Here is a 23586-nt window from a genome sequence, read left to right on the forward strand (position 1 = left end):
CTTACCCTCCGAACAGCTTGCTGAAGAAGCCTTTCTTCTCCACGGTGGTGAAGCGCATCGGACGCTCTTCGCCAAGGATGCGGCCAACCGCATCTTCGTATGCCTGGCCCGCCGCCGATTCGGGGTCCAGAATGACCGGCTCGCCCTTGTTGGACGCATTGAGCACGTCGCCCGATTCGGGCACCACGCCAATGGCCTTCAGGCCCAGCACTTCTTCCACGTCGGTGATGCTGAGCATCTCGCCACTTTCCACCCGTACCGGGCTGTAGCGCGTGAGCAGCAGGAAGGCGGGCACGTTCTTGCCGGATTCGGCCTTGTGGGTCTTCGAATCGAGCAGACCGATGATGCGGTCCGAGTCGCGCACCGAGGACACTTCCGGGTTCACCACCACGACCGCACGGTCGGCGTAATACATCGCCAGGAACGCGCCCTTCTCGATACCGGCCGGCGAGTCGCAGATGACGTACTCGAAGCCGTCGGCGATGAGATCGTCGAGCACCTTGCGTACGCCTTCCTGGGTCAGCGCGTCCTTGTCGCGGGTCTGCGAGGCAGCCAGCACGTACAGGTTGTCGAAGCGCTTGTCCTTGATCAGGGCCTGCTTGAGGGTCGCTTCGCCGTGCACGACATTGACGAAGTCGTACACCACGCGGCGCTCGCAGCCCATGATCAGGTCCAGGTTGCGCAGGCCGACGTCGAAGTCGATCACCGCCACCTTTTTGCCACGACGTGCCAACCCGCAGGCCAGGCTGGCGCTGCTGGTGGTCTTGCCGACGCCGCCCTTGCCGGAGGTGACTACGATGATTTCAGCCAAAGGATTTCTCCTGATTCTTCTGTTTGGGGGCTGCGTCAGTCCAGCGCAGCGATCTTGATCTGGTCCTGTTCCAGCCACACCTGCACGGCCTTGCCGCGCAGGGAGTCCGGAACATCGTCCAGTACCTTGTAATGGCCGGCAATGGCGACCAGTTCAGCGTGGAATTCACGGCAGAAAATACGCGCCGTGGTGTTGCCTTGGGCACCTGCCAGGGCACGGCCCCGCAGCGTACCGTAGATGTGGATGCTGCCGTCGGCGATCACTTCGGCGCCCGCGCCGACGGTGGCCATGACGGTCAGGTCGCAGTTTTCCGCGTACAGCTGCTGGCCCGAACGGACGTTTGCGGTCTGCATGCGGCCCGGCTTGGGCGCGCCTCCGGTGGCCACAGCGCTGGGCGCCGGCGCCGCAGGCACGGCAGCGGCGGCACGCGCACGGCGCGGCGGCGGTTCGGCGACCGGCAGGGGCGCAGAGGCCGGCTCGGCCTCGGCGCGCTCGTACTGGGCGCGGAACTTGGCCAGCAGCGGCAGGCCGAGCTGCTGCGAGAGCAGGTCGGTTTCGGTGGTGCCATAGGCCAGCGCAACCGGCAGCACGCCGGCCTTGCGCAGGCCGTCCAGCAGCGCCTTGGCGGTCGCCACGTCCGGCATCTTGCTGAGCCCGCCGAAATCCAGGATCACGGCCGCACGCCCGAACAGCTTCGGCGCACGCGCCACACGTTCCTGCATTTCACGGGTGAGGCGGTCGACGTCGAGGGTGCGGATACGCAGATTGGCGATGCCGACCTGGCCGATCTTCAGTTCGCCGGCCTGTTCAAAATCCATGTTCGCTGCCACCGATCAGGTCCCCGTCTGCTGCTGGACGCGCAGCGGCTCGCGGCGATGGCCCACCCAGGGCACATCCGGCAACTGGTCGCCGTAGGTGTCGTGCACCCACTGGTAACTGCACAGGTCCTTGAGCAGCATGCTGGCACGCACGTCCACGTGGGCCATGGTGTTCTGCCCGACTTCGCGGAAGCCGAAGCTGCCGTGGAAGAGCAGGGCGGCATCGGCACCGTGGTCCAGGAAGACCTCGCAGGTCAGCTGCGGGTAGCGCAGCTCGGCGTAGCTCTGCGCATCGGCATAGAACGCACGGCCGACGCCACCGCCGCGACGGCGGCTGGCGACCACGATGCGGTCGATATAGAAGAATTTGCTGCCCAGTTGCGATTTGAACCAGGCGAAGTTGCTGCTGTCGTGCTGGCTGTCGCTGCCGAAGCCGATCAGGAAACCGGCCAGGTTGCCGTCGCGCTCGGCGACGCGGAAATACTCAGCGCTTTCATAGAACAGACGCAGGCGGGCAGCATCCAACGGCAGGATGGCCAGGCCGGCATTGTTGTTCAGGGCCAGGACGGAATCGAGCTCGTGCTCGCGCACGTCGCGGATGACAATCGACATTGTGACTCCGTGGGGTAACGCGGTTGGCCCATCGAGGGGCCGTTCGGTCCGATTATTGCATGGGTGGCCTCCCCCCGCGAGCCGACAGGCATGACTTCTGTGGGAGTGCAGGGGAACAGGTTCAGCCTACTATGCGTCCATGTTGGGATACCTCAGCCACACCCGAGTACTGCGACTGGCCGGCCTGTTCACCTGGGTCATGGTCGGACTCCCTCTGGTTTATTCACAGTACGAAGCACTGCTGCGTCGCGGCGGTGGCGTGGATGCCTGGGCGCTGTGGTTGTTCGCCGCGTACCTGGCCTTCGGCGCCGGCTACTTCTGGCTGACCCGCGGGCTGCGCAACGGCGGCCACTCGCGCTGGTACGACCGGGTCATGCTGGTGCTGCTCACCGCCTCGGCGCTGGGCGTGAGCTATCTGAGCGGCTCGGGGCTGGGCAGCATCCTGATGATGGTCGCTGCCGGCGTCATTCCGTGGATGCTGCCCGTGCGTGGTGGCGTGATCTGGCTGCTGCTCAGCCAGCTGGCGGTGCTGCCGGTGTACTACCTGATCCTGCGCATGCCGCTGTTCGAAGCGCTGATGCAGTCGCTGCTGTACGGCGGCTTCTCCATGTTCATCTTCGTGACCAGCCTGGTCGCGCGCCAGCAGACCGATGCCCGGGAAGAGCAGCGCCGGCTCAATACCGAGCTGCGCGCCACCCGTGTACTGCTGGCCGAGAGCGCCCGCGTCAATGAGCGCACCCGCATCTCGCGCGAGCTGCACGACCTGCTGGGTCACCACCTGACCGCCCTCAGCCTCAACCTGGAGGTGGCGGGCCACCTGACCGACGGCCAGGCCCAGGAACACGTGCACCAGGCCCACACCCTGGCCAAGCTGCTGCTGACCGACGTGCGCGAGGCGGTCAGCCAGCTGCGCGACAGTGGCGCCATCGATCTGGCCGCGGCCCTGCGCCCGCTGACCGAGCAGGTGCCCTCGCTGGATATCCACCTGGACATCGATGAGCCACTGAGCGTGGAAGACCCCGAGCGCGCGCATGTGCTGCTGCGCTGCACCCAGGAAATCATCACCAATGCGGTGCGCCACGCCGGCGCACGCAACCTGTGGATCAAGGTCCGGCGCGAGCCGCCGGGCATCGTGGTGCTGGAGGCGCATGATGATGGGGTCGGCGCGGACGGCATCGTGGTCGGCAATGGATTGCGCGGGATGCGCGAGCGGCTGCAACAATGCGGTGGTGAGCTGCAGATCGAAACCCGCCGGGGTCAGGGCTTCCGCCTGCGCGCCTCGGTACCCGGCGTGCCAGTATTGATGCTGACCGCTGTCATTGAAGGAGTGCGTTGATGATTCGCGTCTGCCTGGTCGACGACCAAACCCTGGTGCGGCAGGGAATCCGCTCGCTGCTGGCGCTCGATGACGGTATCGAGGTGGTCGCCGAGGCCGCTGATGGCCGCCAGGCAGTCGAGGTGGTTCCGCAGGTCCGCCCGGACGTGGTCCTGATGGACATGCGCATGCCGGTGATGTCGGGGCTGGAGGCGCTGCAGATGCTGTCGCGGCTGAACCAGCTGCCGCCGACCATCATCCTGACCACCTTTGATGACGATCAGCTGGTGCTGGCGGGGCTGAAGGCCGGGGCAAAGGGCTACCTGCTCAAGGATGTGACCCTGGATCAGCTCGTGGGCGCGATCCGCACGGTGGCCGATGGCGGTTCGCTGGTGCAGCCGGCGGTCACCCAGCGGCTGCTGTCGGGCCTGGAGCACATGCGCAACGAGTTCGTGAGCCTGGACCGGCCGGACCCGTTGACCGACCGTGAGACGGAGATCCTGCGGCTGATGGCCAGTGGCTTCTCCAACAAGGAGATCGCCAATTCATTGGGCGTGGCCGAAGGCACCATCAAGAACCACGTGTCCAACATCCTGTCCAAGCTGGGGGTGCGCGACCGCACCCGGGCGGTGCTCAAGGCCTTCGAGCTGCAGCTGGTCTGAGCCGGTGGACCCGTCGGCGGCCTTCGGGCGGTCGCGGGTTCGCAGGTAATTTCTGAATTCCGCGAAACCCTTGCAGCGCAAGCGATACAAGGGGATTTACGGGTCCAGCGGCCGAATCCGGCAAAGAAATATTGCCCATACGCTACGTGCTGACACGCGCGATGCGTTATCTTTCCGCTCCTTGTCTATGCAAAACCGCTGCCGACATGGAAACCGGTGTGCCAACCCTGATCAACAACACCGGCGAAGCCTGCTAGGATTGGCGCTTCGCTTCAATCAACCCGGCCGTGGGATCGGCCCCGGAGACTCCTGAATGACCCGTATTATCGAGTTCCTGATCGCCTTGGGGATCGTGGCTGGCCTGTTCGTCATCATTGGCGTATGTCTGCCGGGCGAGCGCCATATTTCCGAAAGCATCGAGACCAACCGCAAGATGACGATCGTGTACGACACGGTCAACAGCCTGCGCCGCTTCAAGGACTGGAACCCGCTCTTGCTGCGCGATCCCGCCGTTGAACTGAAGCACTCCGGCCCGGCTGCCGGTGTCGGCGCACGCCTGGACTACACCTCCAAGGAAGGTTCCTTGGGCCAGGGTAGCTGGGTGATCACCGAGTCCGAGCAGAACAAGCACGTTGCCATCGCCATCGAGGACCAGACCAAGGGCCACGACAAGGTGACCAACTTCACCCTCGAGCCGACCGGCAAGGGTGGCCGCAACGTCAAGATCACGCAGGACTACAGCGTCAAGTACGGGTTCAACCTGTTCGGTCGTTACGCTGGCCTGTACGTCAGCCGTCACGCCGGTGACGACCTGAAGCTCGGTCTGTCGCGCATGGCCAACATGCTGGCCACCGTGCCGAACGTGGACTACCGCACCGCCGAAGCCCCGCTGACCGATCTGGCCATCGTGGACGTCCCGGCCGAGGACCTGCTGGTCGTCACCGCCGGCAACGTGGACCGCGGCCAGGAGACCATCACCAAGTCCATCAAGGACAACCAGGAGTGGATCAAGCGCGTCATGGAGGCCAACAACCTCGAAGCCGCCGGTCCGTTCCGCATCATCACCACCGATTTCGGCGCCGAGAAGTACGCCTTCGACGTGGCCCAGCCGGTCAAGAAGAAGGGTGCTGAAGCCGCGACGGCCGAAGCGCTGACGGTGAAGATCGACGATGGTGCACCGGTCAAGTACGTGCATGTGGCTCCGCATCGTTCGGCCCACGCGGCCTACACCGGCCACATGGCCGGCCTGGACATCGCCCGTAACGCCCTGCGTGCGTGGTCGGTGACCGGCGGCAACGAAGTGATTGATCGTCCGTACGAGTCCTGGAAGGACGGCGTGGACAAGTCGTTCACTCCGGAAGGCACGTACGACATCTACTGGGCCGTCAAGTAATCCGACGGTTGCCGTGATGTAACGCACGACCTGAAACGCGCCGCTTCCTGCGGCGCGTTTTTTTTTGGCTCCGGCCACGGAGCACTGGCTGAAGGACGCAAGCATGCTCAACCTGGAACGACGCACGCGCAAACCCTCCCTGCTGGCTGGCCTGGGCGGCCTGCTCGCGGCCACGGCGGTGGGCCTGTCGGCCTACGCCTCCCATGGCATCGCCGACCCGCTGGCGCAGTCGCATGTGACCACCGCGGCGCTGTACGCGTTCGGGCACGGTGTGGCCTTGGCCGTACTCGGCCCGACCCAGCAGAACACGCTGGGCCGGCTGGCCCTGTATGTGCTGCTGATCGGCACGCTGCTGTTCTCCGGCAGCCTGGTGGCAGGCGCGCTGTGGAAGCTCAGCACCCAGCTGGCACCGATCGGCGGCACGGCCCTGATGGTGGGCTGGCTGGCCTACGGGCTGAATGCGCTGAAGCGCTGACATGCCCCGTTACCGCCGTGGCTTCGATGTCGATCAGGCGCATGACTGGCTCAGCCGGCGCGACCGGCGGCTGGGCACGTGGATGAAGCGGCTTGGCCCCATCCAGGCGCAGCCGGGTTGGGCAAAGACCTTCGACCCGGTCGATGCGCTGGCACGGGCGATCCTGTTCCAGCAGCTCAGCGGCAAGGCCGCCTCGACCATCGTCGGGCGGGTGGAGAGCGCCATCGGCAGCCCCCGGCTGCACGCCGATTCGCTGGCGCGCATCGATGATGCCGGGCTGCGGGTCTGCGGGGTCTCGGGCAACAAGGCGCTGGCCCTGCGAGACCTGGCGCGTCGCGAGGCAGCGGGCGAGATCCCCGACCTGCGTCGGATGTCGGTGATGGACCACGACGCGATCATCGACGCGCTGGTCCCGATCCGCGGCATCGGCCGCTGGACGGTGGAGATGATGCTGATGTTCCGGCTCGGTCGCCCGGACATCCTGCCGGTGGACGACCTCGGTGTCCGCAAGGGCGCCCAGCGCGTGGACAAGGCCGAGCGGATGCCGACCCCGAAGGAACTGCTCGCCCGCGGCGAGAAATGGGGCCCGTTCCGAACCTACGCGAGCCTGTACCTGTGGCGGATCGTAGATTTCACGGTGGATCCGAAGACGACGACCAACCGCTCGCAGGGGTGAGGCGGCTCGCGCCGGTCAGGGCGTGGGGTGTCGCCAGCACCAGTGCCACGGTTCGTAGACAATCCCATGCGGGTTGTCGCGCGGGTAGCTCAGCTGGAAGCCGAAGCGGCCCGCATGCTCGGCCAACCACGCGAACGCGGCAGTCGACTCAAACGATTCTTCCGCCGCCGGTTCGCCGGGTGTGCCGATATCCAGCGCGTAGCCGCTGTGGTGCTCGCTGTAGCCCGGCGCGGCGTTGACCTTGAGGATCTCCTCCACGCTCAGCCCGCGGTTGCGTTTGCGCGCGAATATCCCGAGTTGGTAATCGTGGCTGCGGTAGCCGGAGATCGCATCCAGGGCGATGCCATCGGCAGCGGCCCGCGCGCGCAGGCGTTGCCAGCTGCGTGCGGCGTCACGCTGCAGCCAGAGTGGCCGCCGGTAGCGGTCGAAGCCGGCCAGGTGCAGCTGAGCCGGTTCGGCTTCCAGCGCCAGACCGGTCGCGGCCTCGTAAGCATCGGCATCAATTCCGAGGGTTTCGAGGCGATGCTGCAGTCCACTCAGGGGCAGCACCGCATCGGGCGCGCTGCCACGGCGGTGATCCAGCAGCTGGCGGTCCAGCGCATCCAGTGCCTCCTCGATGCCCGGCTCGCGCATCAGGCGCGGCACCAGCGGCAACACGCCGTGCGGGGTGGCCACGGCGAGGTATCGCCCATCGCGTTTGCGCCGCAGGACCCACTGCGCACGGGCCAGGGCGCGTGCGTCGGCGGAGCTGCGCGCACGCAGCAGGCCGCCGGGCCACAGGTCGATCTCGGCGGTATTGATCAGCAGGGCAGGGGATCGGCGCATGTCACCAGCTTAGTGCGCGCGCGGCGGTCCGGCCAGCGCCTGCAGGGCATCAAGCAGTGCACGTGGGCGGTCCGGGCTGATCACCAGGGCGCTGCCATCGCGCAGCGGCACGTACAGCACGCGGCTGCTGTCGGTGATCAGGCAGAACGCCTTGCTGCGATCGGCCATGCGGTAGTGCCCGGACTGAAAGCCAGGTACGCCGTAGCCGTTGGTCTTGATCGAAGGCTTGTACCGGCCATGCTCGGCGAAGTCGACGATACGCGCCTCGTCCAGCCGCATCGCGCTGACCGGCACGCGCTTGCGGTAGAAGGTCGACAACACCTCCAGGGTGTCCTCATGCAGCACGATGCGACGCCGGCTGTAGGCCCAGGTCAGTACGGCTGCCAGTACGGCCAGGAAAGGCAACGTGATCATCAGCTCGGTGTGCGAACGCTCCGGTGCGTCCAGCGCGGTGCCGACCATCAGGCCAGCGACGAGCAGTAGCGGAATCCACAGCCAGAGCAACCGCCAGGCTGGTGCCGGGGCGACCTCGATGCTGCGTGGTAGAGCGGAACTGCGCGTGCTCATGATCGCTCCTTGATCCAGCGGGCAACATCGTCGATCAGCTGCGGCAATACATGGCCGGGGCTGGCGTATTCCTCCAGGGTGCCCGGGCCTTGCCCGGCGATGCCGAGGTGGTTGAGGCTGGGGTAGTCGCGGAAGGTGACAGATCGCTGGCGCGACAGGCCGCGTTTCCACAACTGCCAATCCGTATCGATCACCTGGATGTCGCGGCCGCCCTGCAACAGCAGGATCGGTTGCTTCAAGGCGCGCGCATCGGCGACCGGGTCAACCTCTTCAAAGGCGCGCCAGTAGGCGGCCGGCAGGCCCAGCGGCAGGTCCTTGGCCGGCACGTCGGCAGTGCCACGTGCGGCGGCGATCTGTGCATCGAGCGTGTCCAGGAAGGCCTGTTCCTCCGCGCTGATCTGGCCCCGCAGCCCCAGCAGATAGCGGTTCTGCTCCGGCAACAGCGTCAGCAGTGAGCGCGCCGGTGCCGACCACAGGATCAGACCGGCCACCTTGTCCGACTGCTGTGCGATGCGTGGCGCCAGCATGCCGCCCTGGCTGTGACCCATGACGTACAGGTGACCTGGATCGATGCCAGGTGCGCCGGCCATTGCGTTGATTGCGGCAACGGCATCGTCAGTGGTCTCATCGTCCATGGTGAAATCCCGGCCGACGAAGTCCTGCGGGCGCACCTTCGTACGCTTGTCGTAGCGCAGCACCGCGATGCCCTGCGCCGCCAGGCCGCGCGCCACGTCCAGGAACGGGCGATTGGGGCCGACGGTTTCATCGCGATCCTGCGGGCCGGAGCCGTGCACCAGCACGACGGCGGGGAAGAGGCCGCGGCCGGTCGGCATCGCCAGTGTTCCCGGCAGTGCGCCGGTCGCGGTGGGGACCTCGAACGAGGATTCGCGATAGGGCGCATCGGCCGGCGGCGCGGGCGCGGCTGGTGCCGCCGCAGGTTTGAACATCAGGCCCGCCACGCGCTGCTGCGCGTCCACCACGATCTGCGCATCGAGCGCGCCCTTGGCGAACGTCAGGGGCACGACGATGATGGTCATGCCCTCGTGCGTGGTGATGCGTGCGGTACCGCGCTCACGAAGTTCGCCCAGCGACTGCCAGATGGACCGGAGTTGCGCGGCGGGAACGGCCTTGGCCATCTCTGGCGTGAACATCGCCTCGGCGGCAGTGGTCCTGTCTGCCTCAAGGTGATCCAGCAACGCGCTCGCCGTCTGTTCCGGTGACGTGGCGTGGGCGAGGGTGCTTGCGCACAACATCAGGAGGGTCGATCCCCAGCGTGTCAGCATCCGCATCTCACGCCTCCTTCTTGAAGATCGCCACTGCCGTGGTGAAGGGGGTTGCGGACACCAGGCTGATCACATTGACCAGTTCCCACCCCAGCTGGCCGTGTCGGGTCAGTGCGTCCTGGATCTGCTCTGCTTTGACGATGCCCATCAGATTCGGTTTGATTTCAACGGTCAGATACGTCCAACGTGCGCTCATGTCTTGCTCTCCTTGTCGGTGGTGGGTCTGGGAAGGCGTCCGGCCTTGCGCAGTGCATCACGCAGCACGTATTCGATCTGCGCATTGAGGCTGCGCAGTTCGTCGTCGGCCCAGCGCTGCGCTGCCGCCAGAACGTCGGCATTGATACGCAGCGGGTACGCTTTCTTTTCAGTCATGCGGGGGTCCTTTATCTACACCCCGTGCCGTCCCCTCGGCGCCGGGTTGCGTTGGCAGGTGCCGACCCTCGGTCGGCACGCTGGTGCATCAATACAGCGAACCGGCGTTGACCACCGGCTGGGTGCCACGGTCCGAACACAGCACAGTCAGCAGGTTGCTCACCATGTGCGCCTTGCGCTCTTCATCGAGCTGGACCACGCCGTTCTTCTGCAGTTCGGCCAGGGCCATTTCGACCATGCCGACCGCACCAGCGACGATCCGCGTGCGTGCAGCGATGACGGCGTTCGCCTGCTGGCGCTGCAGCATGGCCTGGGCGATTTCCGGGGCATAGGCGAGGTGGCTGATGCGCGCATCGATCACCTGCACGCCGGCATCGGCCAGGCGCTCGGCCAGCTCGTCCTTGAGGTGCTGGGAGATTTCAGCGGCATGGCTGCGCAGCGACAGCTGGCCTTCTTCGTGCTGGTCATACGGATAGCTGGTCGCCATCGCGCGCAGCGCCGATTCGGACTGGATGTGCACGAAGCTCTCGTAGTCATCCACGTTGTAGACAGCTTCGGAAGCATCCACCACCTGCCACACGATCACCGCGGCGATCTCGATCGGGCTGCCGTCCAGCTCGTTGACCTTGAGCTTGCCGCTCTCGAAGTTGCGCACGCGCTGGCTCACCTTGACCTTGGTGAAGAACGGGTTGTTCCAGCGCAGGCCGTTTTCTTTTACGGTGCCCACGTACTTGCCGAACAGGCTGACGACCACGGCCTGGTTGGGCTGCACCGTATACAGGCCGACCAGACTGAGCAGGGCGGTGGTGGCCAGCAGGAGGCTGCCGATGATCAGCGCCGGGTTGCGGTTGCCCTTGTCCACCCCGACCACGAACATCCACACGGCCACCGCGGTCAGGGCCAGCACCAGCAGCAGGAAGGGCAGGCCGGACAGCGAGCGGATCGACTTCTCTTTCATGGCGGGGCGTCCTTGGGTAGTTGATTGGAAGATATCAAATTGATATCACTCCGCAAGTGCCGGGAAGGCCGCTCATGGAGGGGGCGCAGCGGCTAAAATGCCCTCCCGCCCCTGTTGCCCGGAACACCGCCATGTCCACGCTCGGTACGCCGCTGTCTCCTTCCGCCACCCGTGTGCTGCTGCTGGGGTCCGGTGAACTCGGCAAGGAAGTCGCCATCGAGCTGCAGCGGCTGGGGGTGGAGGTGATCGCTGCCGACCGCTACGCCGACGCGCCGGCAATGCAGGTGGCACATCGTTCGCACGTGATCGACATGCTCGATGCGATGGCGCTGCGCGCGCTGATTGCACTGGAGAAGCCGCATCTGGTGGTGCCCGAGATCGAGGCGATCCATACCGAAACGCTCGTCCAGCTGGAACAGGAGCAGGGGCTGCGGGTAGTGCCGACTGCGCGTGCCGCTCGCCTGACCATGGACCGCGAGGGCATCCGCCGGCTCGCCGCCGAGACGCTGGGCCTGCCGACCTCGCCGTACCGTTTCGTTGATACCGACGCCGAGTACCGCGCGGCGGTCGCCGCGATCGGGCTGCCGTGCGTGGTCAAGCCGGTGATGTCCTCCTCGGGCAAGGGCCAGAGCACGCTGCGCCAGGACGCGGACATCGCGCCGGCCTGGGAATACGCGCAGACCGGCGGCCGTGCCGGTGCCGGGCGCTGCATCGTGGAGGGCTTCATCGATTTCGAGTACGAAATCACCCTGCTGACTGTCCGCCATGCGGGCGGGACCTCGTTCTGCGCGCCGATCGGGCATTGGCAGAAGGATGGGGATTACCGCGAGAGCTGGCAGCCGCAGCCGATGTCGCCGCGCGCGCTGGCACGGGCGGAGGAGATTTCGCAGGCGATCACCGATGAGCTGGGCGGCTGGGGGCTGTTCGGGGTCGAGTTGTTCGTGAAGGGCGACGAGGTGTGGTTCAGCGAGGTATCGCCGCGGCCGCACGACACGGGCCTGGTGACGTTGGCTTCGCAGGAGTTGAGCGAGTTCGCGCTGCATGCGCGGGCGATCCTGGGGCTGCCGATTCCGGTGATCCGCCAGAGTGGTCCGTCGGCGTCGTGTGCGCTGCTGGCGCACGGGGAGGGGGTGCCGTTCTTCAGCAATGTGGCCGCGGCGCTGGTGCAGCCGGATTCGGCGCTGCGGTTGTTCGGCAAGCCGAGCGTGCATGGGCATCGCCGGGTGGGGGTGACGTTGGCGCGCGGTGCGGATATCGATGCTGCGCGGAAGATTGCGCGTGAGGCGGCTGAGGCTATCGGGATCGAGTTGCGGTCTTGAGCCGGGTTTGAGGCCCAAGCCTAAGCCGAAGCCGAAGCCGAAGCTGGGCGCCTTGGTTGCTGTCGGTGTGAGGCGATCGGGCAGCCCGATGCAGGACACGCCGTAAACCCATCCTTGGGGGCTCGTAGTGCGGCATCCATGCCGCACACGGTCCTTCATCGGGCTGCCCGATCACCTCTTCGTGGAAGGTCGGTTGTGCGGTTCGAACAGCGGAGCAAACGAAAAACGGCGAGCTTTGGCTCGCCGTTTTTCGTTGAGAGCGACGCGGGCCTTACTTCAGGTCGACCCACACGAGGTGGTGGTCGCTGCCGTCGGCGATTTTTGCTTCCGGGCTGTCATTGGCGGGCCAGAACACGCCGCTGCCGATGTAGCTGAAGCCGACCGAGGGCAGGACGTAGTCCAGGCGCATGGTGCCGGATTTCGGGCCGAAGTCGCCGGTGGCATGGAAGGGCGCGCCTTTGCGGGTGATGCCTTTCTCGGCATAGGCCAGGCTGGTCTGTTCGGCGCCGATGCTGCGCGGGGTGGGGTAGCGCAGGACGCGGGGGTTTTCGATCAGTTCGACGATGGCCTCATGGCGGCCGTCGCCGTCGGCCGGGTCGTTGTTGAGGTCGCCGAGGATGACGAAGCGCGCGTCCTGCGCGAGGCCGCCGCACTGGCCGCGGTCATCGCAGAGCCATGAGGTGTCGCGGTCCTTGAGGTAGTCCTGCCACAGGCGCAGTTCGTCGTGGTTGCGGGCGGCGTTGCGCTTTTCCGGGCCGTCGAAGACCGGTGGGGTCGGGTGCGAGACCAGGGCGTGCACGGTGCCGTTCGGGGTGGTCACCGGCACGTCCCAATGCGATTTGGAGGACAGGCGCAGCTGCGACCAGACGTGGTCGTTGTAGAAGGATTTCCCGGTGCGCGGGTCGATCGGGCGCAGGGCGCCGGGCATCGTGCTCCACTTCAGCAGCTGGAAACTGCGGACCTTGGCTTCATCGATCGGGTAGCGCGACAGCACCAGCATGCCGTACTGGCCCGGGTGCAGGCCGTAGCCCCAGGCATCGTTGCCACGGGCGCGGCCTTCGCCACCGATCTCGCCGTTGTTGTCCAGGTCCAGTCCGCTCTGCACGCCGGTGTTGACCGGGGCGAGGTAGCGATAGGCGTAATGCAGCGGTTCACCGCCGCCCGGCTGGGCGGCTTCCAGGTAGCGCTTCTGGAAGAGATCAGCGGCGCGATGGGCGTCGTCGTAATCGAACTCGTTGAGCAGGACCAGATCCGGGCGGACCTGCTGCAGGACGGCGGCAATCTTGCGCGCGTGTTCGCTGTCGCCTTCGAGCTCGGCGATCAGCCCGCCGGTCTCGTCGCTGTACAGGGAGGTGTTGTAGGTGGCGATCCGCAGCGGTGCGGAGGCGGTATCCGGCATGGCGGCGGTCTTGGCAGGGGTCTGGGCGCAGGCGCCGCAGAGCAGGGCCAGAGCAAGGATCAGGGGATGGGCTTTCATCCGCCTATTTTGCACCCGGCGCGGTGTCAGTGATGCGTCAGCGGCCGTCCAATTCGTCATCGAAGGCGTGCCAGCGGCGGCCGTCATAGGCCTCCAGCGGGCGGAACCGGCGCTTGTAGTCCATCTTGCGGTGGTCGCGGATCCAGTAGCCCAGGTACAGGTGCGGCAGCTGCTCGCGCTGGGCCCAGGCGATCTGCTGGAGGATCGCGAAGGTGCCCAGGCCGCGATGGGCCTGGTCCGGATCGAAGAAGGTGTAGACCGCCGAGAGTCCTTGCGGGGTCACATCGGTCACGGCGACCCCGAGCAGCGGGCCGCGATGGCCGTCCTCCCCCGGGGCGCGGATTTCGATGAAACGCCCCTGCGACCAGCGCCCGATCAGGAACTGGTCGAACTCGTGCGGGCCGTGCTCGTCCATGCCGCCCTGCGCGTGCCGGTGGGACAGGTAACGGTGGTACAGCGCGAACTGCTCTTCGGTCTGCTCGGCCGCGACGATACGCACTTCCAGATCCACGTTACGGGCCAGGCAGCGGCGCTGGCTGCGGTCCGGTGCGAAGCGGGCCACGGGGATGCGCACGGCCACGCAGGCGTGGCAGTCGGCGCAGTGCGGGCGGTAGACCAGATCACCGGAACGACGGAAGCCCCAGCCCAGCGCCATCGGGTACAGCGTGCCCAGGCGCGGATCGTTGGGATCGAGTACCAGATCGCGCGCGGCCCGCTCCGGCCAGTAGCCACAGGGGTGGTCACCGGTCTGGAACAGTCGCAGCTCGTCGTCGCGGTCGCCGTGTATTGCCATGCCCACAGCATAGCCCCGTGCCGTCGCAGCCGGCGCGACTGTCTGCCAAATGAACACGGCTGGCCGGGCTGTCAACGCCTCCCGCGTCCACGCGTTGTTACCGGTGTGGGTGCCACGCACCGCACGCAGTTTCCCTTACGAACCGGAGTTACCCATGCGCAACCGCAAATCCCTCCTGCTGCTGGCCCTGCTGCTGTCCACCGGTGCTGCCGGCCTGGCGGTCGCTGCCGATACCCCCGCCGCCGCCGACAAGCCCGCCCGCGCCAAGCTGGATACCAATGGCGATGGCTTCATCGATCGCGCCGAAGCGGCCAAGTCGCCGCGTCTGGCCGCGCAGTTCGACACGCTGGATGCCAACAAGGACGGCAAGCTGTCCCGTGAGGAACTGCCCCGTGGGCATGGCAAGCGCCATGGGCGTGGCCCGGGTGGGCATGGCGACTGGATGGCCAAGCTGGACACCAACAAGGACGGCCGCATCAGCCGCGAGGAGGCCAAGGCGGACCCGCGCTTGGCCGCGCGCTTCGATGCGATGGACGTCAACAAGGATGGTTACCTGGACAAGGCCGACCGCGAGCTGCGCATGAAGCAGCATCGTGATGCCTGGTTTGCCGCGGCCGATACCAACAAGGATGGCCAGCTGAGCAAGGCCGAGTTCGATGCTGCCAAGGGGCCGTTCGGTGGCCCGCGTGGTGATCATCGCGATGGCAAGCATCGCGACGGCAAGCCGCCGATGCCGCCGAAGGCACCGGCCGCGAAGTAAGCGGTACGCAGACATTGCACAACGAAAGCGCCGGTCATCGACCGGCGCTTTTCGTCCATCAGATGCGGCCGTTCTTGTACATCGCCCAGACGATGGTGCCGACCACCAGCAGATTCATGACCCACAGCGCTTTGGGGCCGTACAACGACTGGTATTTCCAGTTCGCCCCGGTGCGCCCATGGCGGGCCGCATCGCGCGCGATCATCGGCGCCATGATCCGCTGCAGCGGGACCAGGCACTGATAGTTGACGACGCCCAGGCCGATCGCCAGCGCCACGGCTGGCCAGTACCAGGCCAGGGGCAGGAAGCCCAGGGCGAATACGCCCATGCAGACCAGCATCGCAGTGAAGGTGCTGTAGTGGACGAACCTGCGGATGGCTGCGCGCTCGCTTTCGTTCTCGGCATACGAGAGCAGATAACGGCCGCCCAGGTAGCTGCCCAGCACGCCGCCGACCATGCTGCCGATGATCGCACCCCAGGCGAGATCCGGCGGCAAAACGTTCGTCTGGCTGGCCGCGGCCGTCAATGACCCCATTGCGGCACCGCCGGAGACACTGGCACCGCCCAGACCGAGCTTGCCGGTGCCCAGTCCGGTGCCCAGCAGGATCGCAGCACTGGCCGTGCCCGGGGCGGCGACCAGCACCATCGATACGACGGTCGTGGCGAAGGCGGCACTCGGCGCGCTGCTACGGGCGAAGTCGCTGAAGCGACGCAGCATCTCCTCACGCACGGTGGCACGTGCACGCGACAGGCGCTTGCGCACGGCGGCATCACTGAGCCCGAGCAGATCGGCGACCTGCTGCGAACTCTGGCCTTCGCGGTAATAGAGCAGCAGGGTTTCGCGGCTGTCTTCCGGCAGCGCCGAGATGATGTCTTCGGCGGCCAGTTCTTCCTCTACCCGTTGCAGATGATCCGGGGCACTCGGGCTGGGGTCGGCGGCCATGTTGATGGCGATCTCGGCGGCCTCACCGGACAGCGGGCGGCCGCGGTTGGCGCGCAGCCAGTCACGGGCGAGGTTGCGGGTGATCTGGCGCAGCCACGGCAGGAAGCTGGCGTGGTTGTGCAACTGGTTGAGCTGCTGCCAGGCCTTGATGAAGGCTTCCTGCGCGATGTCCTCGCTGGCGTGCACGTCACGGGTGATCGCCAGTGCGATCGCGGTGACCGTGTTCTGGCAGGCCAGCACGATGCGCCCGTAGGACTGCTGGCAGCCGCCTGCGGCTGCGGGCAGCTCGCGTTCGAGCGTGGTGGTCAGCGGATGCGTCGTCATGATGTCCTCCCCCGGGGATGGTCCCATCATGACGCGTGCCGGTTCCGGATGTGACCGGGTAGCCGGCCAGCGGCCGGCACTACCCATTACTCGGTGGGCTGGATCCGGACCCGCACTTCCTCTTCTTCCGGCGGGGTGGTTGCCGGTGGGGTCGGCGATGCCGTCGGCTGCATGGCCGGTGCCGGTGCAGGCGCCACGACCGGGGTGCCGCGGTGGCGCATGACCACCACCATCGCCACGGCGGCGATCACCAGCAGCAGGCCGATGCGGATGCGCCAGGCCCAGTTGCGTGGTGCGTCGTTCTGGGCGACCTCATCGCGGAACGCGAACTGCGCGGTCGGGTGGTCGCGCCGGGTGGTTTCCAGCAGGCGTGCATCGCGCAGGATCTCGCGGGCGCGCGGCTGGTCATCGGCATGCACCACCCACAGGGTCGGGTGGGTAGTGGCCTTTTCCTTGTCCAGATAGCTGAACTGGCTGCCGCGCTTGCTGTGGTACGAGCGTCCGTTGGTGATGCGCACTTCGATGCCGGCGTCGCGCAGCAGCTGGGCCACGCCTTCGACGGTTTCTACGCGCTGGCTGTTGAAGATCTGTCTCATGTCAGTCCTTGGCCGGCACGGCGGCGGCCGCGGCACTGTCGTCGACCACGCGGATCAGGCCTTCCTGCGCGGTACTGGCGACCAGGATGCCGTTGCGGGTGAAGAACTGGCCACGCGCCAGGCCACGCGAATCCTGCGCGCTGGGGCTGTCCAGCGAGTACAGCAGCCAATCGTCGGCGCGGAACGGGCGGTGGAACCAGATCGCATGGTCCAGCGAGGCCATCTGCACATGCGGCTGGTAGTAGCTGATGCCGTGCGGGAAGGTCGCGGTGCCGAGCAGGTGGAAGTCCGAGGCGTAGGCGAGCAGCGCCTGATGCAGCTCCGGGGCATCGCCGACGGTCTCGTTCAGGCGCAGCCAGACCTGGTGGTACGGCGGGCGCTTGGGCGGGTTGAGTTCGTCACGCGGGTACACATGGCGGAACTCGAACGGGCCGCCGCGCGAGAGCCAGCGCTGCACCTTGATCGGCAGACGATCCAGGACGGCCTGCGGCAGTGGCTGGTTCGGCTCGATGTCCTCCGGCTGCGGCACTTCCGGCATCTTGTGCTGGTGCTCGGCACCGGTCTCGGCCTGCTGGAACGAAGCGGCGCAGAAGAAGATCACCTTGCCGTGCTGGATCGCGGTGACCCGGCGTACGGAGAAGCTGCCGCCATCGCGGGTGCGATCCACGTCATAGACGATCGGATGGTCGATGTTGCCGGCGCGCAGGAAGTAGGCGTGCAGCGAATGCACGTGACGGCCGTTCTCGACCGTCTTCTGGGCGGCGGACAGCGCCTGGCCCAGCACCTGGCCGCCAAAAACGTACTTGGTGCCGATATCGCGGCTCTGGCCGCGGAACAGATTGTCTTCCAGGCGTTCGAGCGAGAGCAGGTCGATCAGCTCGGAAACGACGGGTTCGTGCGTGGCGGACAAGGGAAGCAACCTGGGGTGGGCGAACGCAAATTATAGGGTAGTGCCGGCCCATGGCCGGCAACCATGCACCACTTCGATCGTTCAGTGCCTGGTTGCCGGCCAGCGGCCGGCCCTCCCGGGGCGTTGGCGTTTGCCGGGCTTCAGGCCTTGCCCAGCCTGGCCACCAGCCTCTGCAGCGCCTGCTGGGCGTCCGGGGCGTACCAGGCCTCGATGAAGCGATCCAGCTGGATCAGGTCGGCGTGCAGGGCCTCGTGGAGATCGGCACGGGCGATCGCGCGGGTCAGCAGCATCGGCTGGCGCGGCAGCGTGAGCAGGCCCTGCAGCCAGGCCACGGCACGGGCGACCACCAGATGGGCGTCGACCACCTCATCGACCAGCCCGATCTGCAGCGCACGCTCGGCCGGCACCATTTCGCCGCCGACCAGCAGGGTGGTGGCCCGATGGTGGCCGACCACGCGGCGCATCAGGCGCTGGATGCCCTCCGGCGCGACCAGCCCGACCTGCACTTCGTTCAGGCCGATCACCGTGGGATGGGCGGCATCGGGGCTGCGGGCGATGATCCGATAGTCGCAGCACAACGCGAGCACGCAGCCGCCGGCCGGGGCGTGCCCGGTCATGGCGGCAACCACCGGCACGCGGCATTCGGCCAGGGTGCGCACGGCGCCGAAGAAGGCCTGCCAGCTGTCCAGCAGCTTGTGTTTGTCATCGCCGTGGCCGAGCAGGTGCGGCACGTCCATGCCGGCGCTGAAGATGCGCTCGCTGCCGGACAGCACGATGCCGTGCACGTCATCGGACATGGCCTGGTTGATTGCGTGGATCAGGTGCCGGCACAGCTCGGTGTCCAACGCGTTGACCGGTGGCCTGGCCAGCCGCAGTTCGCGGATGGGGCCATGGTTGATCACCTCGATGAGCGTCGTCATGCTGCAGTCTCGTTGCGGACAGGGAACGAAGCCGATGATAACCAAACCATTCGTGTGCGTATTGTTGGGGCTGTGTGCGTTCGCAACATCAGCCGTGGCCGCAGCGCCGGCCTGTGTGTCACTGCGCGACGGTTGGGTACGTTTGCCGCCGGGCGCGATGCCGATGGCGGCCGGCTACGGCCAGATCCGCAATGACTGCCGCGAGGCGGTGGTGGTGGTCGCTGCCGGCAGCAAGGCGTTCGGCGATGTCTCGCTGCACGAAACCACGCTGGTCGACGGCGTCAGCCGCATGCGCGCGGTGGAACGCCTGCCGATCGCGGCAGGCGCAACGGTCGCGCTCAAACCTGGCGGACTGCATCTGATGTTGATGCAGCCGGAGGTGGCGCTGAAGGAAGGCGCGCAGCTGCCATTGCGGCTGAGCCTGGAAGACGGGCGCAAGGTGGATGGAACGTTGCAGGTGCGCAGCGCGTTGAAGTGAGGATCGCAACGCTGCGCAGCCGGGAGCGACCGTCTACGACCAGTCGAAGGAAAACAGCACGGTGCGGCTGTGTGGCTCGTACAGCATCACGATGGCATCCGGGCCGGCCGCGCACCAGTTGTAGCCGGCGACTTCGGCGACCGAGAAGAACGGGTTGCCGTCGCGGCTGATGATGACGCGCTCGGCATCCTCCGGTGCATGCCGGTCGTACGCGGCGGCGGTGAAGGTCAGCGCGAACGCCGCCGGAATCGGCGCGGTTTCAACCCAGTTGCCGTTCGATACCTGCCCGCCCAGCACGTCAAGATAGGCCTGCTCGCCTGCGCTGCCGTCGCCGTATCGCGAATAGCTGGCCAGGCGGCCATGCGACTGGAAGTAGGCATGCGCTTTGGCGTAGCTCTCCGTCATTTCGGTGACGTGTTTGTCTGCCACCTGATCGCCGAGGAAATAGCCTTCCTCCCCCAGGAATCGCATGCGGTTATCGGCGGTCAGCTCGAATGCGATCCAGTTCGTGCCGGTGAACTCGGTGTGGTGCGCTGCGGTCTCTTCGCCGATGCAGCCTTCATCCGGTTCGATCGGGCACAGCATCGTGGCAATGGTGCCGGTCAGCGCCGGGCGCAATACGCCCAGGTCGATGCTGATCAGTGGCAGCAGATGTCGCGCCAGCCACGGCTGGTCGGCGGTGAATACGTCGGTGGGGAAGGGCGTGAGCCCGGGCCGCAGCGTGCGGATATCGGTCTGGTGAAACATGTCATTCCTTTGCAGGCGAAACGGGCGTGCCGGCCAGCGGCCGGCACTACCCTTCAGCGTGACGCGGCAGAACCCCTCAGCTTGACGCGGTGCGGATCGCCTCGGGCAACGGCGCGCTCTTGCCGGTCTGGGTGTCCATCCAGACCACCACCACGTTGCCGTCCGAATACAGCGTGCTGTCGTTCTTCTCGTCCACGATGCGGTGGCCGATGGTCACGCTGCTGTTGCCGAGTCGCTCGACGAACAGCTCCACCACGATGTCGTTGGGCCACACGATGGGCAGGCGATAGTTGACGTTGGTCGCCGCCACTACCGGTGCGATGCGGTCGGTCATCGAAACGCCTTCCACGCCCAGCATCCAGCGCACGCGCGCTTCTTCCAGATAGGAAATGTACTTGGCGTTGTTCACGTGGCCCATGCTGTCCATGTCGCGCCAGCGGACGCTGATCGGCACGCGGGCGAGGATCTTGTGCTCGTTGCTCATGCGGTCTTCTTTTTGGTCTTGCTGGGGGCTTTGGTCGCGGCGGTCTTGCGCACGGCCTTCTTCGGTTCCGGCTTGGCCTTGCGCGGCGGGCGGGCGTCGGGCTTGTTGGCCACGGCCGCCGGCTGTTCCGGGCGCGCGCTGGTAGAGGGCAGCATCTTGGCCAGGAACTGGCCGGTGTACGAGGTCGGGCAGGCCGCCACGTCTTCCGGCGTACCGGTGACCAGAATGGTGCCACCGCGATGGCCGCCTTCCGGACCGAGATCGACGATCCAGTCGGCGGTCTTGATCACGTCCAGGTTGTGCTCGATCACCACCACCGTGTTGCCTTCGTCGCGCAGCTTGTGCAACACGCCGAGCAGCGCTTCGATGTCGTGGAAGTGCAGGCCGGTGGTCGGCTCATCCAGGATGTACAGCGTGCGCCCGGTATCGCGGCGCGACAGTTCCTTGGACAGCTTCACACGCTGCGCTTCACCGCCGGACAGCGTGGTCGCGCTCTGGCCCAGCTTGATGTAACTCAGGCCCACATCGACCAGCGTTTCCAGCTTGCGCGCGATGCTCGGCACCGGCTCGAACAGCTTCAGGGCATCTTCGACGGTCATCTGCAGCACGTCGTTGATGTTGTAACCCTTGTAGAGGATCTCCAGCGTTTCGCGGTTGTAGCGCTTGCCGTGGCAGACGTCGCAGGGCACGTACACGTCCGGCAGGAAGTGCATTTCCACCTTGATCAGGCCATCGCCCTGGCACGCTTCGCAGCGGCCGCCACGCACGTTGAAGCTGAAACGGCCCGGCGAATAACCGCGCGCACGCGCTTCGGGCACCTGTGCGTACAGCTCGCGCAGCGGCGTGAACAGACCGGTGTAGGTGGCCGGGTTCGAGCGCGGGGTGCGGCCGATCGGCGACTGGTCGATGTCCACCACCTTGTCGAACAGATCCAGCCCGTCCACTTCCTTGTAGGGGGCGATCGGGTGCGAGGAGCCGTTGATCTCGTTGGCGGCCAGCGAGAACAGGGTGTCGTTGATCAGGGTCGACTTGCCCGAGCCGGACACGCCGGTGATGCAGGTCAGCAGGCCCGACGGAATGTCCAGGTCCACGCCCTTGAGGTTGTTGCCGCTGGCACCGCGCAGGTGCAGCGTCATCTTCGGGTTCGGCTTGTGCCGGCGCGCCGGGATCTCGATGGCGCGCTTGCCCGACAGGTACTGGCCGGTCAGCGAACGCGGGGCGTCCAGGATGTCCTGCAGCGTGCCCTGGCCGACGATCTCGCCGCCGTGCACGCCCGCGCCCGGACCGATGTCCAGCACGTAGTCGGCCAGACGGATCGCGTCTTCGTCATGCTCGACCACGATCACCGTGTTGCCGAGGTCGCGCAGGCGGGTCAGGGTGCCGAGCAGGCGTTCGTTGTCGCGCTGGTGCAGGCCGATCGAGGGCTCATCCAGCACGTACATCACACCGACCAGGCCGGCGCCGATCTGCGAGGCCAGCCGGATGCGCTGGGCTTCGCCACCGGACAGGGTGTCGGCCTTGCGCTCCAGGGTCAGGTAATCCAGACCCACATCGACCAGGAAGCCCAGGCGTTCGCCGATCTCCTTGACGATCTTGCCGGCGATCTCACCACGCCAGCCGGGCAGGGTCATGCTGCTGAAGAACTTCAGCGCATCGTCGATCGGCATCACCACCAGTTCGGGCAGCGCACGGTCGGCCACGAACACATTGCGCGCGGCCTTGTTCAGGCGCTGGCCGTTGCACTCGGGGCAGTTGCGCTCGCTGATGTACTTGGCCAGCTCTTCGCGGACGGCCGAGGATTCGGTCTCTTTGTAGCGGCGTTCGAGGTTGGGAATGATGCCCTCGAAGCGATGCTTGCGCTGGGTGCGGCCACCGGCTTCGGTGAAGTAGGTGAAGGTGATCGTCTCTTCGCCGCTGCCGTACAGCACGGCCTGGCGCACGTCTTCGGGCAGGCTCTGCCAAGGGGCGTCGGTGTCGAACTTGTAGTGCTTGGCCAGCGAGGCGATCAGCTGGAAGTAGTACGCATTGCGGCGGTCCCAGCCGCGCACGGCACCGGCCGAGAGCGACAGCTCCGGGTGCACCACCACGCGCGAGGGATCGAAGAATTCGGCCATGCCCAGGCCATCGCAGCCCGGGCAGGCACCGACCGGCGAGTTGAACGAGAACAGGCGCGGTTCCAGCTCCGGCAGCGAGTAGTCGCAGACCGGGCAGCTGTACTTGGACGAGAACAGGTGCGCGGGCGCATCCTCCACATCCAGCGACTGCACCGAGACCATGCCGTCGCCCAGCTTCAGCGCGGTTTCAAAGCTCTCTGCAAGACGCTGCTTGATGTCTTCACGCGGACGGAAACGATCGATCACCGCTTCGATGGTGTGCTTCTGGCGCAGTGCCAGCGGCGGCACCGCGTCGATTTCGTGCAGCTGGCCGTCCACGCGCACGCGCACATAGCCCTGCGCGCGCAGCTGGTCGAAGACCTGGGCGTGCTCGCCCTTGCGCTCGCGGATCACCGGAGCCAGCAGCATGTAGCGCTGCTCGGCATCCAAGGTCAGCACGTGGTCGACCATCTGGCTGACCGTCTGCGCTTCCAGCGGGTAGCCGTGGTCCGGGCAGCGCGGGCTGCCGACACGGGCGTACAGCAGGCGCAGGTAGTCGTAGATCTCGGTGATCGTGCCGACGGTCGAGCGCGGGTTGTGCGAGGTCGACTTCTGCTCGATCGAGATCGCCGGGGACAGGCCCTCGATGTGGTCCAGGTCCGGCTTTTCCATCACGCTGAGGAACTGGCGGGCATAGGCCGACAGCGACTCCACGTAACGACGCTGGCCTTCGGCGTAAATGGTGTCGAACGCCAACGAAGACTTGCCCGAGCCGGACAGGCCGGTGATGACAATGAGCTTGTCGCGGGGCAGGTCGAGATCGATGTTCTTGAGATTGTGCGTCCGCGCGCCGCGGATGCGGATGAAATCCATCGCCATGGGGGATCCGTTGTGGGGCTTCGGCTCAGGGAGCCGGCAAGCGGGTGGGGCAATCGGAAACGGCAATCGGTCAGCCTACCGAGCTTGGGATTTGGG

The 23586-nt window shown here is 66.5% G+C and carries 26 protein-coding genes; 8 read left to right on the forward strand and 18 right to left on the reverse strand.

What is annotated here, in order from left to right; all coding sequences use genetic code 11:
* Position 1 precedes the first annotated feature (1 nt).
* From minD to ABE463_RS16325, 3 genes are read right to left on the reverse strand one after another with little or no spacing between them, the layout of a single operon-like run.
* Positions 2–811, reverse strand: coding sequence for a septum site-determining protein MinD (gene minD, locus ABE463_RS16315; protein WP_088432112.1), 810 nt, complete (start codon positions 809–811; stop codon positions 2–4).
* Between the two features lie 35 nt (positions 812–846).
* Positions 847–1629: a septum site-determining protein MinC gene (gene minC / locus ABE463_RS16320; protein ID WP_346468877.1), complete on the reverse strand. Its 783-nt coding sequence runs from the start codon at positions 1627–1629 to the stop codon at positions 847–849.
* Between the two features lie 15 nt (positions 1630–1644).
* Entirely contained in the window at positions 1645–2241 is a 597-nt protein-coding gene (locus ABE463_RS16325) for a GNAT family N-acetyltransferase (RefSeq protein WP_259261345.1), read from the reverse strand.
* 139 nt (positions 2242–2380) lie between these two features.
* Between ABE463_RS16325 and ABE463_RS16330 the strand changes: the two genes are divergently transcribed.
* The 5 genes from ABE463_RS16330 (at position 2381) to ABE463_RS16350 (ending at position 6762) form a co-directional block, all read left to right on the forward strand.
* Positions 2381–3577: a sensor histidine kinase gene (locus ABE463_RS16330; RefSeq protein ID WP_259261346.1), complete on the forward strand. Its 1197-nt coding sequence runs from the start codon at positions 2381–2383 to the stop codon at positions 3575–3577.
* The gene (locus ABE463_RS16335; protein ID WP_019184539.1) at positions 3577–4218 is read left to right on the forward strand and encodes a response regulator transcription factor; all 642 of its coding nucleotides are present in this window, start codon (positions 3577–3579) and stop codon (positions 4216–4218) included. Before ABE463_RS16330 ends, ABE463_RS16335 begins: the two co-directional genes overlap by 1 nt.
* 313 nt (positions 4219–4531) lie before the next feature.
* Positions 4532–5611, forward strand: a complete 1080-nt coding sequence (locus ABE463_RS16340) for an SRPBCC family protein (RefSeq protein ID WP_346468878.1) — start codon at positions 4532–4534, stop codon at positions 5609–5611.
* 103 nt (positions 5612–5714) lie between these two features.
* Complete coding sequence (locus ABE463_RS16345; protein WP_259261348.1) at positions 5715–6086, forward strand: DUF423 domain-containing protein; 372 nt, start codon at positions 5715–5717, stop codon at positions 6084–6086.
* A 1-nt stretch (position 6087) separates the two neighbouring features.
* Positions 6088–6762 (forward strand): DNA-3-methyladenine glycosylase, encoded by a 675-nt coding sequence (locus ABE463_RS16350; RefSeq protein ID WP_346468879.1) that lies wholly within the window; start codon positions 6088–6090, stop codon positions 6760–6762.
* Positions 6763–6777: 15 nt separating this feature from the next.
* On the opposite strand, the gene ABE463_RS16355 is transcribed toward ABE463_RS16350, so the two are convergent.
* The 6 genes from ABE463_RS16355 to ABE463_RS16380 form a co-directional block, all read right to left on the reverse strand.
* Positions 6778–7587 (reverse strand): M15 family metallopeptidase, encoded by an 810-nt coding sequence (locus ABE463_RS16355; RefSeq protein ID WP_346468880.1) that lies wholly within the window; start codon positions 7585–7587, stop codon positions 6778–6780.
* Positions 7588–7596: 9 nt separating this feature from the next.
* A complete protein-coding gene (locus ABE463_RS16360) occupies positions 7597–8154 on the reverse strand; it encodes a PH domain-containing protein (RefSeq protein WP_346468881.1) in 558 nt (185 codons plus the stop codon).
* A complete protein-coding gene (locus ABE463_RS16365) occupies positions 8151–9443 on the reverse strand; it encodes an alpha/beta fold hydrolase (protein ID WP_346468882.1) in 1293 nt (430 codons plus the stop codon). The genes ABE463_RS16360 and ABE463_RS16365 overlap by 4 nt, the downstream gene beginning before the upstream one ends.
* Before the next feature lies 1 nt (position 9444).
* On the reverse strand, positions 9445–9633 hold the full coding sequence (locus tag ABE463_RS16370; RefSeq protein ID WP_346468883.1) for a DUF4177 domain-containing protein: 189 nt from the start codon (positions 9631–9633) through the stop codon (positions 9445–9447).
* Entirely contained in the window at positions 9630–9809 is a 180-nt protein-coding gene (locus tag ABE463_RS16375) for an Arc family DNA binding domain-containing protein (protein WP_346468884.1), read from the reverse strand. The genes ABE463_RS16370 and ABE463_RS16375 overlap by 4 nt, the downstream gene beginning before the upstream one ends.
* An 88-nt stretch (positions 9810–9897) precedes the next feature.
* Positions 9898–10767, reverse strand: a complete 870-nt coding sequence (locus ABE463_RS16380; RefSeq protein WP_346468885.1) for an SPFH domain-containing protein — start codon at positions 10765–10767, stop codon at positions 9898–9900.
* A 131-nt stretch (positions 10768–10898) separates the two neighbouring features.
* Between ABE463_RS16380 and purT the strand changes: the two genes are divergently transcribed.
* Positions 10899–12086, forward strand: coding sequence for a formate-dependent phosphoribosylglycinamide formyltransferase (gene purT / locus ABE463_RS16385; protein WP_259261354.1), 1188 nt, complete (start codon positions 10899–10901; stop codon positions 12084–12086).
* Between the two features lie 271 nt (positions 12087–12357).
* On the opposite strand, the gene ABE463_RS16390 is transcribed toward purT, so the two are convergent.
* Both ABE463_RS16390 and ABE463_RS16395 read right to left on the reverse strand, forming a co-directional pair.
* Positions 12358–13563, reverse strand: coding sequence for an endonuclease/exonuclease/phosphatase family protein (locus tag ABE463_RS16390; RefSeq protein WP_346468886.1), 1206 nt, complete (start codon positions 13561–13563; stop codon positions 12358–12360).
* A gap of 37 nt (positions 13564–13600) precedes the next feature.
* Positions 13601–14356 (reverse strand): arginyltransferase, encoded by a 756-nt coding sequence (locus ABE463_RS16395; RefSeq protein ID WP_346468887.1) that lies wholly within the window; start codon positions 14354–14356, stop codon positions 13601–13603.
* 154 nt (positions 14357–14510) lie between these two features.
* Between ABE463_RS16395 and ABE463_RS16400 the strand changes: the two genes are divergently transcribed.
* Positions 14511–15116, forward strand: coding sequence for an EF-hand domain-containing protein (locus ABE463_RS16400; RefSeq protein WP_346468888.1), 606 nt, complete (start codon positions 14511–14513; stop codon positions 15114–15116).
* 58 nt (positions 15117–15174) lie between these two features.
* Here the strand turns inward: ABE463_RS16400 and ABE463_RS16405 are convergent, their stop codons facing one another.
* The 4 genes from ABE463_RS16405 to ABE463_RS16420 form a co-directional block, all read right to left on the reverse strand.
* Complete coding sequence (locus tag ABE463_RS16405; protein ID WP_346468889.1) at positions 15175–16383, reverse strand: sigma-70 family RNA polymerase sigma factor; 1209 nt, start codon at positions 16381–16383, stop codon at positions 15175–15177.
* An 86-nt stretch (positions 16384–16469) separates the two neighbouring features.
* Complete coding sequence (locus ABE463_RS16410) at positions 16470–16979, reverse strand: DUF2007 domain-containing protein (RefSeq protein ID WP_346468890.1); 510 nt, start codon at positions 16977–16979, stop codon at positions 16470–16472.
* A 1-nt stretch (position 16980) separates the two neighbouring features.
* Positions 16981–17889, reverse strand: coding sequence for an acyl-CoA thioesterase II (tesB, locus tag ABE463_RS16415; protein WP_088432131.1), 909 nt, complete (start codon positions 17887–17889; stop codon positions 16981–16983).
* 140 nt (positions 17890–18029) lie between these two features.
* Positions 18030–18809, reverse strand: a complete 780-nt coding sequence (locus ABE463_RS16420) for an enoyl-CoA hydratase/isomerase family protein (protein WP_346468891.1) — start codon at positions 18807–18809, stop codon at positions 18030–18032.
* 34 nt (positions 18810–18843) lie between these two features.
* Here ABE463_RS16420 and ABE463_RS16425 point away from each other — a divergent pair, with 34 nt between their 5' ends.
* A complete protein-coding gene (locus tag ABE463_RS16425; protein WP_346468892.1) occupies positions 18844–19287 on the forward strand; it encodes a copper chaperone PCu(A)C in 444 nt (147 codons plus the stop codon).
* Between the two features lie 33 nt (positions 19288–19320).
* On the opposite strand, the gene ABE463_RS16430 is transcribed toward ABE463_RS16425, so the two are convergent.
* From ABE463_RS16430 to uvrA, 3 genes are all read right to left on the reverse strand, one after another.
* A complete protein-coding gene (locus ABE463_RS16430) occupies positions 19321–20034 on the reverse strand; it encodes an enolase (protein ID WP_346468893.1) in 714 nt (237 codons plus the stop codon).
* 76 nt (positions 20035–20110) lie between these two features.
* A complete protein-coding gene (locus ABE463_RS16435) occupies positions 20111–20518 on the reverse strand; it encodes a thioesterase family protein (RefSeq protein ID WP_088432134.1) in 408 nt (135 codons plus the stop codon).
* Positions 20515–23490, reverse strand: coding sequence for an excinuclease ABC subunit UvrA (gene uvrA / locus ABE463_RS16440; protein WP_259261362.1), 2976 nt, complete (start codon positions 23488–23490; stop codon positions 20515–20517). Before uvrA ends, ABE463_RS16435 begins: the two co-directional genes overlap by 4 nt.
* Positions 23491–23586 lie beyond the last annotated feature (96 nt).

Source organism: Stenotrophomonas sp. TWI819, assembly GCF_039673075.1.
Lineage (GTDB): Bacteria > Pseudomonadota > Gammaproteobacteria > Xanthomonadales > Xanthomonadaceae > Stenotrophomonas > Stenotrophomonas rhizophila_B.

Excerpts from the sequence above, each read along its gene's own strand:
- ABE463_RS16395 (WP_346468887.1), bottom strand. The coding sequence starts at position 14,356 with ATGGCAATACACGGCGACCGCGACGACGAGCTGCGACTGTTCCAGACC.
- ABE463_RS16335 (WP_019184539.1), top strand. The coding sequence starts at position 3,577 with ATGATTCGCGTCTGCCTGGTCGACGACCAAACCCTGGTGCGGCAGGGA.
- ABE463_RS16410 (WP_346468890.1), bottom strand. The coding sequence starts at position 16,979 with ATGAGACAGATCTTCAACAGCCAGCGCGTAGAAACCGTCGAAGGCGTG.
- minC (WP_346468877.1), bottom strand. The coding sequence starts at position 1,629 with ATGGATTTTGAACAGGCCGGCGAACTGAAGATCGGCCAGGTCGGCATC.
- ABE463_RS16420 (WP_346468891.1), bottom strand. The coding sequence starts at position 18,809 with ATGACGACGCTCATCGAGGTGATCAACCATGGCCCCATCCGCGAACTG.
- ABE463_RS16380 (WP_346468885.1), bottom strand. The coding sequence starts at position 10,767 with ATGAAAGAGAAGTCGATCCGCTCGCTGTCCGGCCTGCCCTTCCTGCTG.
- ABE463_RS16325 (WP_259261345.1), bottom strand. The coding sequence starts at position 2,241 with ATGTCGATTGTCATCCGCGACGTGCGCGAGCACGAGCTCGATTCCGTC.
- ABE463_RS16400 (WP_346468888.1), top strand. The coding sequence starts at position 14,511 with ATGCGCAACCGCAAATCCCTCCTGCTGCTGGCCCTGCTGCTGTCCACC.
- ABE463_RS16330 (WP_259261346.1), top strand. The coding sequence starts at position 2,381 with ATGTTGGGATACCTCAGCCACACCCGAGTACTGCGACTGGCCGGCCTG.
- ABE463_RS16425 (WP_346468892.1), top strand. The coding sequence starts at position 18,844 with ATGATAACCAAACCATTCGTGTGCGTATTGTTGGGGCTGTGTGCGTTC.
- purT (WP_259261354.1), top strand. The coding sequence starts at position 10,899 with ATGTCCACGCTCGGTACGCCGCTGTCTCCTTCCGCCACCCGTGTGCTG.
- ABE463_RS16340 (WP_346468878.1), top strand. The coding sequence starts at position 4,532 with ATGACCCGTATTATCGAGTTCCTGATCGCCTTGGGGATCGTGGCTGGC.
- ABE463_RS16355 (WP_346468880.1), bottom strand. The coding sequence starts at position 7,587 with ATGCGCCGATCCCCTGCCCTGCTGATCAATACCGCCGAGATCGACCTG.
- ABE463_RS16360 (WP_346468881.1), bottom strand. The coding sequence starts at position 8,154 with ATGAGCACGCGCAGTTCCGCTCTACCACGCAGCATCGAGGTCGCCCCG.
- uvrA (WP_259261362.1), bottom strand. The coding sequence starts at position 23,490 with ATGGCGATGGATTTCATCCGCATCCGCGGCGCGCGGACGCACAATCTC.
- ABE463_RS16430 (WP_346468893.1), bottom strand. The coding sequence starts at position 20,034 with ATGTTTCACCAGACCGATATCCGCACGCTGCGGCCCGGGCTCACGCCC.
- ABE463_RS16435 (WP_088432134.1), bottom strand. The coding sequence starts at position 20,518 with ATGAGCAACGAGCACAAGATCCTCGCCCGCGTGCCGATCAGCGTCCGC.
- ABE463_RS16390 (WP_346468886.1), bottom strand. The coding sequence starts at position 13,563 with ATGAAAGCCCATCCCCTGATCCTTGCTCTGGCCCTGCTCTGCGGCGCC.
- ABE463_RS16365 (WP_346468882.1), bottom strand. The coding sequence starts at position 9,443 with ATGCGGATGCTGACACGCTGGGGATCGACCCTCCTGATGTTGTGCGCA.
- ABE463_RS16345 (WP_259261348.1), top strand. The coding sequence starts at position 5,715 with ATGCTCAACCTGGAACGACGCACGCGCAAACCCTCCCTGCTGGCTGGC.
- ABE463_RS16405 (WP_346468889.1), bottom strand. The coding sequence starts at position 16,383 with ATGACGACGCATCCGCTGACCACCACGCTCGAACGCGAGCTGCCCGCA.
- ABE463_RS16375 (WP_346468884.1), bottom strand. The coding sequence starts at position 9,809 with ATGACTGAAAAGAAAGCGTACCCGCTGCGTATCAATGCCGACGTTCTG.
- ABE463_RS16370 (WP_346468883.1), bottom strand. The coding sequence starts at position 9,633 with ATGAGCGCACGTTGGACGTATCTGACCGTTGAAATCAAACCGAATCTG.
- ABE463_RS16350 (WP_346468879.1), top strand. The coding sequence starts at position 6,088 with ATGCCCCGTTACCGCCGTGGCTTCGATGTCGATCAGGCGCATGACTGG.